The organism is Pseudomonas kribbensis, assembly GCF_003352185.1.
Classification (GTDB): Bacteria; Pseudomonadota; Gammaproteobacteria; order Pseudomonadales; family Pseudomonadaceae; genus Aquipseudomonas; species Aquipseudomonas kribbensis.
On the sequence record NZ_CP029608.1, the window covers coordinates 6,069,757 to 6,082,703 of the forward strand.

The window sequence follows — 12,947 nt, forward strand, 5'->3', positions numbered from 1 at the left end:
TCTTGTGTCTTACGGGACCGGTTCAGGCCTGAACCGAATCCTCTTCCTTGTGGGCGGTATGCAGCACTTCGATCAGGCAGTCTTCCAGTTCGAAGCGCTCGTGGAGCAGCCCACCCAGCTCCTTGAATTTTTCGGCAACGCATTTGCCTTCATCGCACAGATCGTTGAAGGCCAGCAGTTTTTCCGTGATGACATCGATGCGCGGGTAGATCGTCTCGGCCAGTTCCAGGCCGCGCTTGTCGTTGAAGGCCTTGGCCTCGCCCGTCAGCTGTTCGTAGATTTCGAAATGCCCGGCCGACACGTAATCGACCAGTACGCCGCAGAATTCCTGCAAGGGCTTTCGATCCACGGAAAGTGACTGAGGTTCTGCGCCCAGCTTGTCGTAGGCAGCGATCAGCTCCTCACGCTCCTGGAGCCAGCGGTCGATCAGCAGATGAACTCCACCCCAACGTTCCTGAGCATTCTGACAACTTTCGAGCATGGCGATCTCTCTTCCCTTGTGGGTCATGCTGCCCTACACCTGTGCCCCTTCTTGTGGCTGTAGCTTTGAGAGGCGTTCAGGCAGAGCGTCATCGAGCAACACAAATCCAATGACACGTGCGGGCCAGATTATGCCCGCACGCCTGTGGCTTCAAGGTACGCAGGAGAGAAAGTTCATACAAGTGTTTAATCCCTGACCAGCCCCCGGTGCGACGCTTCGCCGCTGAGCGGTCGCTGCAGAGCGCTCCAGGCCAGTCGCAGCAATTGGTAAACCGCAAGGATCGACATGGCGACGAAGAACAGCAGACTCCACTCCGGAACACTCAGATCGAACAACGTCCAGGACATTTGCGAGCAATCCTCGCTGTCAGTGAACATCCGCGCCAGGGCGCAAAGCCACGGCAGGTGACTGAATAATTCCTCGGTACTGGGCGAGCACTGTGCCAGATGATGCAGCGAATCGCTTTGCAGGAGCACCTGCCGCCATGCAGCCATGGTCGCGCCGAGACTGGCCGCCAGCGCACCGGACCAGTAGAGCGAAAGGCCAAAGCGCCCTGGCCCATGCACCGCCGCCAAACCACAGCAGGTGGTGAGGATACTCAGAAAAAGCCGTTGCACCAGGCACAGGCTGCACGGCACGAGACCCACCGCGTACTCAAGGTAATAGGAAGCTCCCAGCGCCAGTGTTCCCGCCGTGAAAGCCATAAAAAACAGGGAGCGTGAGCAGGTCAACGACATGGGTTATCCGTAACAATAAAGACAGGCAGTTACGGTAGAGGAAAGGGCCTCGGCCTTTCAAGGCAGGTCACTGGCGACACTTCACCAGAGATGTAGGGAAATCCCGACAGACGCGAGAGGAAAGGATGTAGGCCTCTGTAGGACTCTGCCTCAGAAGTGAAATAGCGGTAACTATTCAGTCGAGAACATGGGCGAGGGAGCGCACTCCCCCGTCCACTCAGGCGTGAGCCTGCACCGGTAAAGGCGCGGCCAGCAGGCGCTCGTCCAACAGTCCCAGACCTTCCTGAAACAGCTGGTTGCTGCGCTCGGTATCGCCGAGTCGAGCCAGCAAACGCGCCAGTTCCGCACAGGCTTCCGGATTGCGCTGGATGCGCAGGCTGCTTTCCAGATAGTCCCTCGCCTTGCCCCACAGACTGGCTTGCAGGCACAGTCGGCCGAGCGTCAGCAGCAGGCTCGGGTCGGCAGGGTGATCCTTGAGCCAGCCCTCGGCCACCTGCAATTGACGCGTCGGATCACTGCCGCGCACCAGGCCATAGAGGCGCGCCAGGTGGCTGTCGTACTTACGCTTGAGGGCGTTGCGCAACACCTCTTCCGCCTCGACCTGCGCGCCGAGCTGACGCAGTTGCTCGGCGTAGGCCAGTACCAGCGGCGACTCCTGGCGCTGTGACGAAGTCAGTTGCTGCCAGGCACGGTTGAGCGATTGCAGACCGATCGCGCCATCTTCTTCGCGATGTGCCGCCAGCGACAGGTTCTCTCCCCAGGCACGACGCTCCAGCTCGGCCAGTTCGGCAGGTGGCAGGACTTTGTCCTTGCGCAGCTCGGGCAGCATGCGGATCACCGCCGACCAGTCACCACGCTGCTGATGCAGACGCTGCAACTGACGCAGGGTCTGGACGTTGTGCGGATGACGCTCGCGCATGGCCTGCAAAGTCACCAACGCACCTTCGGTATCGCCACGGTCGGTTTGCAGTTGCGCATGACTCAAGGCAATCGCCAGTTCGGCCTGAGGCTGACGTTCGAGCGCGCGCTCCAGCAGACGATCACTTTCTTCGTAATTGCCTTGCTCGTTGGCAGCACGGGCGGCACCGAGGTAATACAGCAACGGCTGACGCTCGGCCTCGGCAGCCCGATAAAGGTGACGCTGGGCGCTGGCCCAGCGACCTTCGGCCAGATCAAGTTGACCGTGCTCGATCGCCACTTGCACGCGACGACTACGGTTGCGGCGCGACCAGGGATTGACCACGCCACCGGAGGTCAGCACCAGTTCAACCAGCGCCTTGATGCCCCAGATCAGCAGCCACAGCACCGCCACCAGCGCCAACGTCGCCCACAGGCTCGACTCATAGCGGAAGCTTTTGTAGGCCACCAATACGTAACCGGAATGCTCGGCAATCGCCAGTCCGAGGGCCGCCGTCGCAGCGATCACCAGAAACACGATGACGTACAGACGCTTCATGGTGTGGCCTCCTGCGCGGTGGCGGCAGGTTTGGCGAAAGGTTTCACCGAGTCCTCAGCGTTGACGTTACGGCGCTCGAGGTAGGCCTGCACGGCGCTGAGGGTACCCGCCAGATCCGGCGTAACAACCGTGACCGGTTGCTTGCTCAGCTCCGCCACTTGTTCGAGCATGATTTTGCTCTGCGGGTTGTCCGGGTTGAAATTACCCTTGAGCACGTCCCGCGCTTCAGTCAGTGCCTGGGTGTAGACCGCTGCCTGACCGTTGAGCGCCGCCCATTGCGCCTGCTCCAGAGAGAGACTCAGGGCCAGGCGTACCTGGCTCAGGCTCTGCCCGGCGAGCAGTGGCCGTACGTTTTTATCGGCATTGAAATCGATACGGATGTAGCGCGAGATCTGATCCCACCACTGCGACCAGCGGCTGGCACCGTCGCCGTCGGAGGTCAGGCCCAGCAGCGAATCGCCGCGGTCCTTGTACTCGGGCGCCAGCTCGGTGAGCCCGATGACCTGATCGCGCAGGGCGCCCAGCTTCAGGAACAGACCGGTACGATCGGGCTGCTCGGTACTGCGCAACGCCACCAGGGTTTTCGCCACTTGCTCACGCGCGGCAAACGAACCCGGATCGTTTTGCTCCTTCAGAATATCGTCGGCACCCTGCACCAGTGCCTGAGCGCTGCTGATGTCCTGCAGGGCAGAAAGACGCAGGCTGGCGAGTCGCAGCAGATGCTCGGCCTCGGCCAGACGCCAGTCCTTGCGGCTTGCCCCGAGGACGGTTTCCAGACGCTGATTGAGGCGCTGCTGATCGCCCTGCAGTTGCGTCACCAGACGCTGGCGCTCGGCGAGTTCGTCGGCACCCGGCAGTTGCCCGAGACGCTCGGTCAGACGCTGCTCGTTGAGTTTCAGGTTCTGGGCCTGATCATTCAACGCCTGCACCTGACTCAATTGCTCCTGCGTGTTGGCTTGCAGGTGTCGCACCTGCCAGACACCCCAGCCACCCACCGCAATACCGGCGGCGCCGAGCAGCAGCGCGACAATGGCCAATCCGTTGCCTCGGCGCGTTTCAGCGGCCGGTGGCGGTGCATCAACCGGTGCATCGATCACAGGTTGAACGTCATCTTTAGGCAAGGCTGTTTCGCTCACGTATCCATCCTTTGCATTAGAGAACGGGCACGGGATGCTCCCGTAACGCCGTCAGCAAGGCCGCAGCACTGGCGCCGCGACAATCCACAACTGTTCGGGTCCCGGCGGCGCGTGCCTGCTCGGCGACCCTTGGGCTTGGAACAAACAACGGCATCTGCGCAAGCACCGGCCAAGTATCACCGGCCAACTGACGCAGGTGCTCAAAACCCTGTCCACTGCTGACCACCAGCCCGTTCAGGCGTTCCGCCGCAATCCGTCGGGGCAGTTCCCGCGGCGGATAGTCCGGCAGGTCACGGCGGTACAGTTCCAGATACTCGACACTAGCACCAAGCGCGCGCAGGCGCTCGGCCAGCAGCTCGCGACCGCCCTCTCCGCGCAGGATCAACACCTGTGTGCCGGGCTGTGCAACGACCTCGAGCAGACGCGGCAATTGCAGCAAGGCTTCACTGTCATCGCCCTCGTCCGGGCAGTGCGCATCAATACCCCGATCCCGAAGAATCTGCGCCGTCGCTGCGCCAACGCTGAACCAGGGCATGCCCGGCACGGCATCGATCAATTGCCCAGCGATGCGCGCCGCCGGCTTGCTGACCACGATCACCGCGCTGTAGCGCGACAATCCGCCAAAGGTCTGGCGCATTGTGTCAGAGACCGGCAGCGGCGCGATTTCCAAAAGCGGCAGGCAGCTGCTGAAAATCCCCTGCCCGGCCAGCACCTCGGCCAGCGCCTCGCAATCGTCAGCGGGGCGCGTCAGCAGCAGCCGCCAGGTCGTCACTCGTGACCTGCCTCGCCGTAGACAGCCTTGAGAATGTCGTCAGCACCCTGGCGAAGCAAATCTTCAGCGACCTGCACGCCCAGCGCTTCAGCGTCAGTGCGCGGCGCCCGGGCTTCGGCACTCAACAGCTTGCCACCGCTCGGCTCGCCGACCAGGCCACGCAGCCACAATTGCTCGCCTTCGAGCACGGCGTAGCAGGCGATCGGCACCTGGCAACCGCCATTCAAGTGTTTGTTGAGGGCACGCTCGGCGCTCACACGGTCAGCCGTATCGGCGTGATGCAGAGGTGCGAGCAAGGCGTGGATTTCAGTGTCGGCGCTGCGGCACTCGATACCGACGGCGCCCTGGCCACCGGCGGGCAGGCTATCGTCGACGCTGATCGCCGAGGTGATGCGGTCTTCGAAACCGAGGCGAATCAGACCGGCCGCCGCGAGGATGATCGCGTCGTACTCGCCGGCATCGAGCTTGGCCAGACGGGTGTTGACGTTGCCGCGCAGGAAACGGATTTCCAGGTCCGGACGACGGGTCAGCAACTGCGCCTGGCGGCGCAGGCTGGAGGTGCCGACGATGCTGCCGGCCGGCAACGCATCAAGACTGGAAAAAGTATTGGAGACAAAGGCGTCGCGCGGGTCTTCGCGCTCGCAGATGCAGAACAGACCGAGACCTTCGGGGAAGTCCATCGGCACGTCTTTCATCGAATGGACGGCGATGTCGGCTTCATTTTCCAGTAGCGCGGTTTCCAGTTCCTTGACGAACAGGCCCTTGCCACCGATTTTCGATAACGGCGAATCGAGCAGCTTGTCGCCGCGACTGACCATGGGCACCAGCGTCACCAGCAACCCCGGGTGGGCTGCTTCCAGACGGGCTTTGACGTATTCGGCCTGCCAGAGGGCCAGTGCACTTTTGCGGGTGGCGATGCGGATTTCGCGAGAGGACATGGATCAATCCGTACTGAATAGATACGGCGGATAATAACAGCTCAGCCAAATCCACTTTGACCTGAATCAGAAACGGTGTGGCCTCCCTGGCCGGCATTGCCTGGTGAAGAGAATGGAAAGCCGCCCGACGCCCTCGGGCTAAAGCCCTTGCATCATTTTGCGCACGCCCGCCACATGCCGGCGGCTGACGATCAGCGCATCACCGTTCAGGCCCTTGAGGAACAACTGGAAGTGGCCCAGCGGCGTACGTTGCAGGCGCTCGATGCGGTCGCGGGCGACCAGCGCATTGCGGTGGATCCGCACGAATCGCTCGCCGAACTCGTCTTCCAGCGCCTTGAGCGGCTCGTCCAGCAGCACTTCACCGGCTTCGTGACGCAGGGTCACGTATTTGTGATCGGCAATGAAATACACCACCTGATCCAGCGGGATCAGTTCGATGCCTTTGCGGGTGCGGGCGCTGATATGACTGCGCGGGCCATTACCGCTTTCGGCGGCGGGACGGGTCAGGGCCGATAGCTGAGCCCGATTCGGACGTTCGGCCCTTTTCAGGGCTTCCTGCAGATGTTCGGTTCTCACGGGTTTCACCACATGGCCCACGGCGCTGGCCTGCAGGGCCTCCAAGGGAAATTCATCGATACCGGAGCAGAACACCACGGCGGGCGGGGTTTCGCGCTCGCACAGCCGGGCAGCCACTTGCAGGCCGTCGAGGCCCGGCATGCGGATATCGAGCAGCACGATATCCGGCTTGTGGCTGTCGATCAGTGCCAACGCCTCTTCGCCATTGGTGGCGCTGGGCTCCAGGACTGTGTAGCCCTCGAGCTCGCTCACCATTCGGGCGAGGCGCTCGCGGGCCAGTGGTTCGTCATCAACGATCAGGACATTCATATTGCGCTGGATTCCTGCGTGAGTCTCGCACAAGGATAGCGTAGACAAGTGGAGTGACGTCCGTCACCGCGATCCACGCTAAGACTAGCGCGAGCGCCAAAAAGTGCCGTACGTCGGCCGGCAATATTTGCCGACACCCGGGACGCACCACTCGAAGCTCGCGTCTGTCTGCGTTTTACGCAGGGTATGCCGATGGTCAAAACACCCACCCCTCTCTTCTTATAGTCGGCGGCCAGACCTTTGCACGATCCACAGTCGCGCCGACCCTTAGTCCTACTGTAGACGCTCGCCGGGCCGATATTGCTCAATCGGAAAATATCCTTGCGCAAATCCCCCGGAACCGGCGGCGACTATGAACGCAGAGATGAGAAAAAAACGTATCGACCAGTGTCAACGACAGGATTGGCAACCCTGTTATTATCCGCGCCAGCGTTTCACGCCTTCTTTCTTCAAGCCGATACGAGCGAATTCATGAGCACTGACAAGACCAATCAGTCCTGGGGCGGCCGCTTCAGTGAACCCGTCGACGCCTTCGTCGCCCGCTTCACCGCCTCCGTCACTTTCGACCAGCGCCTGTATCGCCACGACATCATGGGCTCGATCGCCCACGCCACCATGCTGGCCAAGGTCGGCGTGCTGACGGATGCCGAGCGCGACAGCATCATCGATGGCCTGAAGACCATCCAGGGCGAAATCGAGGCCGGCCAGTTCGACTGGCGCGTGGACCTCGAAGACGTGCACATGAACATCGAGGCACGCCTGACCGACCGCATCGGCATCACCGGCAAGAAGCTGCACACCGGCCGCAGCCGCAACGACCAGGTCGCCACCGACATCCGCCTGTGGCTGCGCGACGAGATCGACCTGATCCTGGCCGAGATCACCCGCCTGCAAAAAGGCCTGCTGGAGCAGGCCGAGCGTGAGGCCGCGAGCATCATGCCGGGCTTCACCCACCTGCAGACCGCACAGCCTGTGACCTTCGGTCACCACATGCTGGCCTGGTTCGAAATGCTCAGCCGCGACTACGAGCGCCTGGTCGACTGCCGCAAGCGCACCAACCGCATGCCGCTGGGCAGCGCCGCGCTGGCCGGCACCACCTACCCGATCGACCGCGAATACACCGCACAACTGCTGGGCTTCGACGCTGTCGGCGGCAACTCGCTGGACAACGTGTCGGATCGCGACTTCGCCATCGAATTCTGCTCGGCCGCGAGCATCGCGATGATGCACCTGTCGCGCTTCTCCGAAGAGCTGGTGCTGTGGACCAGCGCGCAGTTCCAGTTCATCGATCTGCCGGACCGTTTCTGCACCGGCAGCTCGATCATGCCGCAAAAGAAGAACCCCGACGTGCCGGAGCTGGTACGCGGCAAGACCGGCCGTGTGTTCGGCGCCCTGATGGGCCTGCTGACCCTGATGAAAGGCCAGCCGCTGGCCTACAACAAGGACAACCAGGAAGACAAGGAGCCGCTGTTCGACGCCGCCGACACCCTGCGCGACTCGCTGCGAGCCTTTGCCGACATGATCCCGGCGATCAAACCGAAACACGCGATCATGCGTGAAGCGGCGCTGCGCGGCTTCTCCACCGCCACTGACCTGGCCGACTATCTGGTTCGCCGTGGCCTGCCGTTCCGTGACTGCCACGAGATCGTTGGCCACGCGGTGAAGTACGGCGTCGATACCGGCAAGGATCTGGCGGAGATGAGCCTGGAAGAACTGCGTCAGTTCAGCGACCAGATCGAGCAGGACGTGTTTGCCGTGCTGACCCTGGAAGGTTCGGTGAATGCCCGTGACCACATCGGCGGGACTGCCCCGGCACAGGTCAAGGCTGCCGTGGCTCGCGGTCAGGCATTGATCGCCAGCCGCTAAAAGCCAAAGCTTCGCGAGCAAGCCCGCTCCCACATTCGATCTGCTGCGAACACCGAACAGGTGTCCAATCGAGATCAAGTGCGGGAGCGGGCTTGCTCGCGAAAGCTATCCCGGAAACACCAAAAAACTTACTTCTTCGCCGCGATCATCGCCAAAAACGTCGGCATCGCCGCTTCCTTGTCCGCTGCAATCTTCTGCACATGCGGATTCTGTTCAAGTCGCTCCAGCAGCGCCTTGGCCTTCGGCATGTCAGCCAACAGATCCAGACCGAACAGTTTGTGCCCCACCGCAGCCGCCAACGGCACGCTGTAGAGGAAGTACAAGTCAGCGATGCTCAGGCTGTCGCCCGCCACATACGGGGCGAACTTGCCGTGGCGGCCCAGCGCCGCAAAACCCAGCAGCAACTCGGATTTGGTCTTCTCTTTGATCGCCTCCGGCAGCGCCGCGCCGAAGAACGCTTCGCCGTAACAGGCTCGGGCGGGCAGTTCGATGTACAACTCGATTTCCTTGGCCACCGCCAGCACCTGGGCGCGCGCAAACGGCTCGGCCGGCAGCAGCGGAACACCCTTCTGGGTACTTTCGAGGTATTCGAGCATCACCATCGTTTCATTGATGTAGCCACCTTCCGCTCCCAGCACCGGCACCTTGCCGCGTGGGCTGATGGCCAGAGACTCCGGCGTTGGCGTCGGGTAGAAGGTGACTTCCTCGAACGGCAGGCCCTTTTCCAGCAGCGCCAGTTTGACCATGTTGTAGTAGTTGCTGACTGAGAATCCGTAGAGCTTGAACATCACATAGCCTCCAGGCCGTGCGGGGTGGGCAGTGCCTGTTTATAGATCGCTCCGGGGAATCCCGCCAGCAGCATCACGCCGCTGAATGCGGGTAAACTGACGCCTTTCCTTGAGGAGCCTGCCATGAGCGAGCCGACAGACATCGATAACGACGAAGAAGAGTTCACCGAGAGCACTTTGATCGAAGCCATCGAAAACCAGATCGAAAGCGACAACCCGCCAGCGGCAAAGGCCACGTTCAACAAACTGACCCTGGTCGGTTACGAGCGCGAAGACATCCTGAACCTGATGGCCCACGTGCTGGCTTACGAGATCGACGCCATGCTCGATGACGACCGCGCGTTCAATACCGAATGGTACGAAGCGGCCCTTCGCGCATTGCCTGAGTTGCCACCGGAAAAGCCGTAACCGGGCAACCCGATGTGGGAGCTGCCTGGCTCCCACACAATTTGTCACCCTTCCATCCGGCCTTCTCCCGGCCCCTGACTACACTGGAATCCACCCCCGAGACAAAAACCCTGGCGCACACTGGACAGGCCGCGCCGGCAGGTTCACCTTAGGGGCGCTGTCGTCCAATTCCTAGAAAGTCTGGAGTCCTTATGTCGCTTACCCCTGAGTTGGTTGCCGAACTGGAAGTCCTCGCACTCTTCAACCTGGACAGTTCCCAGGAAGGTCTGAAAATTCATCAGACCGCTGCCCCGAAGCACATCGCTGCTGCCCAACGCCTCTTTGAAAAAGAACTGACAGACCAGCCTGATGGCGGTTACCTGACCAGTCTCGGTCGCGATGCCGCACAAAACGTGCAGACCGTACTGACGATTCTGAAAGAGCAACAAACCGCCTGATCCTCCCGACTTTGCCCACGGAAACCTCCGCCACGGGATTTCCGCGGGCCAGCCCGGCCGCACGCCACCGTCACGCGGTGGAAATCTGGCGTCAAAAAACAAATTCAGCTTAATGCTCGCGCTGCACAGGCGCTAAACTCCCTCGCATTCCGTGACCCTCTGCCTCCGAGCCCTGCGAGCCGGTTTGAGTCGACATGACCCGCACCCATGAAATCCGCCCCGACCTGGACGAGGGAATCGACCGCAAGGTACTCAGCCAGCTGCGCGCACGCTTTCTCAAACTCAACGAAGGCCGCCTGAACCGGGCCCTTGAAGGGCTGTCGACGCGCCAGCAAAGCGTGCTGACCCTGTTGCCGCTGTTTTTCCACGTCAATCATCCGCTGCTGCCCGGTTATGTCTCGGGCAGCACACCGGCCGGGTTGTCGAATTACGAACCGGATGCCGATGCTCTCGCCGAAGCCCAGCGCCTGACGCGTTCGTTTTCCTACAAGCCGCGCCACGGCAGCAACCCGCCGCGACCGATTCACGGACTGTTCCTGATGGGCAGCCTCGGTACGCTGGCCCAGGCGGACCAGAGCGACATGGACGTGTGGGTCTGCCACGCCCCCGACCTGAGCGACAGCGAACTCGCCGAACTGCGCAAAAAATGCCAGTTGCTCGAAGCCTGGGCCGCGAGCCAAGGCGCGGAGGCGCATTTCTTCCTGATCGACCCGGCGCGTTTCGTCAAAGGCGAGCGCGATACCCAGCTCAGTTCCGAAGATTGCGGCACCACCCAGCACTATCTGCTGCTGGACGAGTTTTACCGCACCGCGATCTGGCTGGCGGGGCGCACGCCGATCTGGTGGCTGGTACCGGTCTACGAAGAGCGCGCATACGACCAGTACACCCACACCCTGATCTCCAAGCGTTTCATCCGCAACGATGAAACCCTCGACCTCGGCCCACTGGCGCACATTCCGCCGGGCGAGTTCGTGGGCGCCGGGTTGTGGCAGTTGTTCAAGGGCATCGAGTCGCCTTACAAGTCGGTGCTCAAGCTGCTGCTGATCGAGGTCTACGCCAGCGAACATCCGCAGGTGCAGTGCCTGAGCCTGCGCTTCAAACAGGCGGTATTCGCCAACCGGCTCGACCTCGACGAGCTGGATCCGTACATGGTGGTTTACCGCCGGATCGAGGAATACCTCACCGCCCGCAATGAACCCGAACGCCTGGAACTGGTACGCCGTGCGCTGTACCTCAAGGTCAACCGCAAGCTCACCGGCAACACCCGCACCCAGAGCTGGCAACGCTCATTGCTGGAAAGACTGGCCAGCGAATGGCACTGGGACCAGCGGCAACTGGCTTTGCTCGACAGCCGCAGCCAGTGGAAAGTGCGGCAGGTCAGTGCCGAGCGCCGGGCTCTGGTCAACGAGCTGAATTACAGCTATCGCTTCCTGACCCAGTTCGCCCGCACCGAGCAGACTGTCAGCCTGATCAACAAACGTGATCTCAATGTCCTCGGCCGACGCCTGTACGCCGCGTTCGAACGCAAGGCCGACAAGGTCGAGTTCATCAACCCGGGCATCGCCCCGGACCTGGCCGAAGACACCCTGACCCTGGTGCAATCGCCGAACAAAAAGGAACCCGGACAAACCCAGTGGGGCCTGTACAACGGCAGCCTGACGGCGCTGGAGTGGGAACATTTCGCGCCGATCAAGCGCAGCCGCCAGTTGCTGGAACTGCTGACCTGGTGCCACCGCAACGGCGTGATCGACAGCAGCACCCGACTGGCCCTGCACCCCGGCACCAGCGACATGAGCGAGTTCGAGCTGTTCAATTTGCTCGGTAGCCTGCAACAGAGCATCGCCCTGCCCTTGCCAACCGTTGCCGAAGAACCGTTGCTGCGCGCCAGTGTGCCGAGCGAAGTGCTGATTCTGGTGAATGTCGGCGTCGATCCGCTCAAGCATCACCGCGACCTGAACATCCTGATGACCACCGAACGCACGGACTCCCTGAGCTATGCCGGCGTGCGCGAGAACCTGGTGCTGACCCTCGATCAGGTCACGCTCAACAGCTGGAACGAAGTGCTGGTCAACCGCTTCGACGGCCCGCATGCGCTACTCGACTGCCTGCGCGATTACCTCAACAACCTGCCGCGCGGGCCGCAACAGCCATCGCTGCGGGTGCGTTGCTTCTGCCACAACCGCGCGCAATTCATCGCCCGCCGGGTGGAAGAGATCGTCGATACCGCACAGAACCTGCTGCTCAGTGACTTGAATCACCGCTACCTGATTCAGGTGCAGCAGCACTATCACGTGCTGGAACTGGTACCGGGCCAGGTCAGCCATGTCGCCCTCGCCACCCTGCCGGCACTGCTCGATTACCTCGGCGAGGAGCAACCGCGCTACAGCCCGCTGCACCTGGATCCGATGGCGCTGGAAGACCACGACCTCGCGCTGATCCTGCCGATGGGCCAGCCCGAATGCATTCAGGTGTTTTACCGGATCACCGAGCAAACGGCCGAGCTGTACGTGCTCGACGAATTCAACGCACTGTGGCAACAACATTTGCCCTATCACGACGAGCAAAGTCTGTTGGTGCCGTTGCAGCGTTTCCTGCAATCGATCCAGTTCCGGCGTGAAGCACTGTTGCCGATGGATTCGAGCCATGCTGCGAGCCTGGAAATCTTGTATTACCAGTTATTGCCATCAGGACCGGGACGCGCACGACGGGTCGAAATGCGCCCGGCGCCGCAGACGCCAGTCAACAAACCGTTCTACGACGTGCAGGCGATCATCGGCAAAGCCGCACCGGGCGAGGTGCAGGTCACGTTGTATTGCAATCAGCGGGAGTTCTGCGAGCTGGAACATGGCGACCAGCTGTTCAGCGTGGTCGCCCGGGAAATCGTCGATCAGCGCCGGGAAACCGAGCGCTACCGCTGCTACATCACCGACCTGGACCTGTCGGGCGTGATCGGTGACGGGCAGAGTTCGAGCAATCTGTATCTGCGTTACAAGGCCGACCTGGAACGCTCTCTGAACGAGGCGCTCGAGCAGGTCTGAGGCGG

12 protein-coding genes and 1 pseudogene are annotated in these 12,947 nt (G+C 61.8%); 4 read left to right on the plus strand and 9 right to left on the minus strand.

Features of this window, described 5'->3' with window-relative positions:
- Nucleotides 1–22: 22 nt before the first annotated feature.
- The 8 genes and pseudogenes from rsd to DLD99_RS29745 form a co-directional block, all read right to left on the minus strand.
- Complete coding sequence (gene rsd / locus DLD99_RS27865; RefSeq protein ID WP_085731442.1) at nt 23–481, minus strand: sigma D regulator; 459 nt, start codon at nt 479–481, stop codon at nt 23–25.
- Between the two features lie 185 nt (nt 482–666).
- Nucleotides 667–1,218 (minus strand): disulfide bond formation protein B, encoded by a 552-nt coding sequence (locus DLD99_RS27870; protein ID WP_114886264.1) that lies wholly within the window; start codon nt 1,216–1,218, stop codon nt 667–669.
- A 217-nt stretch (nt 1,219–1,435) separates the two neighbouring features.
- Nucleotides 1,436–2,674 carry a heme biosynthesis protein HemY gene (locus DLD99_RS27875; RefSeq protein WP_114886266.1) on the minus strand — a complete coding sequence of 413 codons (1,239 nt, stop codon included), beginning with the start codon at nt 2,672–2,674 and terminating at the stop codon, nt 1,436–1,438.
- Nucleotides 2,671–3,810, minus strand: a complete 1,140-nt coding sequence (locus DLD99_RS27880; protein WP_114886268.1) for a uroporphyrinogen-III C-methyltransferase — start codon at nt 3,808–3,810, stop codon at nt 2,671–2,673. Before DLD99_RS27880 ends, DLD99_RS27875 begins: the two co-directional genes overlap by 4 nt.
- Nucleotides 3,811–3,826: 16 nt before the next feature.
- Complete coding sequence (locus DLD99_RS27885; protein WP_114886270.1) at nt 3,827–4,582, minus strand: uroporphyrinogen-III synthase; 756 nt, start codon at nt 4,580–4,582, stop codon at nt 3,827–3,829.
- On the minus strand, nt 4,579–5,520 hold the full coding sequence (gene hemC, locus DLD99_RS27890; protein ID WP_085708934.1) for a hydroxymethylbilane synthase: 942 nt from the start codon (nt 5,518–5,520) through the stop codon (nt 4,579–4,581). The genes DLD99_RS27885 and hemC overlap by 4 nt, the downstream gene beginning before the upstream one ends.
- Before the next feature lie 138 nt (nt 5,521–5,658).
- On the minus strand, nt 5,659–6,405 hold the full coding sequence (locus DLD99_RS27895) for a LytR/AlgR family response regulator transcription factor (protein WP_085708933.1): 747 nt from the start codon (nt 6,403–6,405) through the stop codon (nt 5,659–5,661).
- Nucleotides 6,402–6,533, minus strand: a pseudogene (locus tag DLD99_RS29745) (sensor histidine kinase); the annotation flags it as partial. The gene DLD99_RS27895 and the pseudogene DLD99_RS29745, both read right to left, overlap by 4 nt.
- Nucleotides 6,534–6,876: 343 nt before the next feature.
- On the opposite strand from DLD99_RS29745, the gene argH reads away from it, so the two are divergent.
- Nucleotides 6,877–8,271 carry an argininosuccinate lyase gene (argH, locus tag DLD99_RS27905; protein WP_103368168.1) on the plus strand — a complete coding sequence of 465 codons (1,395 nt, stop codon included), beginning with the start codon at nt 6,877–6,879 and terminating at the stop codon, nt 8,269–8,271.
- A gap of 128 nt (nt 8,272–8,399) precedes the next feature.
- Here argH and DLD99_RS27910 read toward each other — a convergent pair whose 3' ends face one another.
- Nucleotides 8,400–9,059, minus strand: coding sequence for a glutathione S-transferase family protein (locus DLD99_RS27910; protein WP_114886272.1), 660 nt, complete (start codon nt 9,057–9,059; stop codon nt 8,400–8,402).
- A gap of 123 nt (nt 9,060–9,182) precedes the next feature.
- Here DLD99_RS27910 and DLD99_RS27915 point away from each other — a divergent pair, with 123 nt between their 5' ends.
- The 3 genes from DLD99_RS27915 (at nt 9,183) to DLD99_RS27925 (ending at nt 12,942) form a co-directional block, all read left to right on the plus strand.
- The gene (locus DLD99_RS27915) at nt 9,183–9,467 is read left to right on the plus strand and encodes a hypothetical protein (protein WP_085708931.1); all 285 of its coding nucleotides are present in this window, start codon (nt 9,183–9,185) and stop codon (nt 9,465–9,467) included.
- A 191-nt stretch (nt 9,468–9,658) separates the two neighbouring features.
- Nucleotides 9,659–9,904, plus strand: a complete 246-nt coding sequence (locus DLD99_RS27920) for a TIGR02647 family protein (protein WP_007951883.1) — start codon at nt 9,659–9,661, stop codon at nt 9,902–9,904.
- Between the two features lie 194 nt (nt 9,905–10,098).
- Nucleotides 10,099–12,942, plus strand: coding sequence for a class I adenylate cyclase (locus DLD99_RS27925; RefSeq protein WP_114886273.1), 2,844 nt, complete (start codon nt 10,099–10,101; stop codon nt 12,940–12,942).
- Nucleotides 12,943–12,947: the final 5 nt, after the last annotated feature.

What these genes read in the sequence shown, in the direction of transcription:
- rsd (WP_085731442.1), bottom strand. Translation starts at nt 481, where the DNA reads ATGCTCGAAAGTTGTCAGAATGCTCAGGAACGTTGGGGTGGAGTTCAT.
- DLD99_RS27870 (WP_114886264.1), bottom strand. Translation starts at nt 1,218, where the DNA reads ATGTCGTTGACCTGCTCACGCTCCCTGTTTTTTATGGCTTTCACGGCG.
- DLD99_RS27875 (WP_114886266.1), bottom strand. Translation starts at nt 2,674, where the DNA reads ATGAAGCGTCTGTACGTCATCGTGTTTCTGGTGATCGCTGCGACGGCG.
- hemC (WP_085708934.1), bottom strand. Translation starts at nt 5,520, where the DNA reads ATGTCCTCTCGCGAAATCCGCATCGCCACCCGCAAAAGTGCACTGGCC.
- DLD99_RS27895 (WP_085708933.1), bottom strand. Translation starts at nt 6,405, where the DNA reads ATGAATGTCCTGATCGTTGATGACGAACCACTGGCCCGCGAGCGCCTC.
- argH (WP_103368168.1), top strand. Translation starts at nt 6,877, where the DNA reads ATGAGCACTGACAAGACCAATCAGTCCTGGGGCGGCCGCTTCAGTGAA.
- DLD99_RS27910 (WP_114886272.1), bottom strand. Translation starts at nt 9,059, where the DNA reads ATGTTCAAGCTCTACGGATTCTCAGTCAGCAACTACTACAACATGGTC.
- DLD99_RS27915 (WP_085708931.1), top strand. Translation starts at nt 9,183, where the DNA reads ATGAGCGAGCCGACAGACATCGATAACGACGAAGAAGAGTTCACCGAG.
- DLD99_RS27920 (WP_007951883.1), top strand. Translation starts at nt 9,659, where the DNA reads ATGTCGCTTACCCCTGAGTTGGTTGCCGAACTGGAAGTCCTCGCACTC.
- DLD99_RS27925 (WP_114886273.1), top strand. Translation starts at nt 10,099, where the DNA reads ATGACCCGCACCCATGAAATCCGCCCCGACCTGGACGAGGGAATCGAC.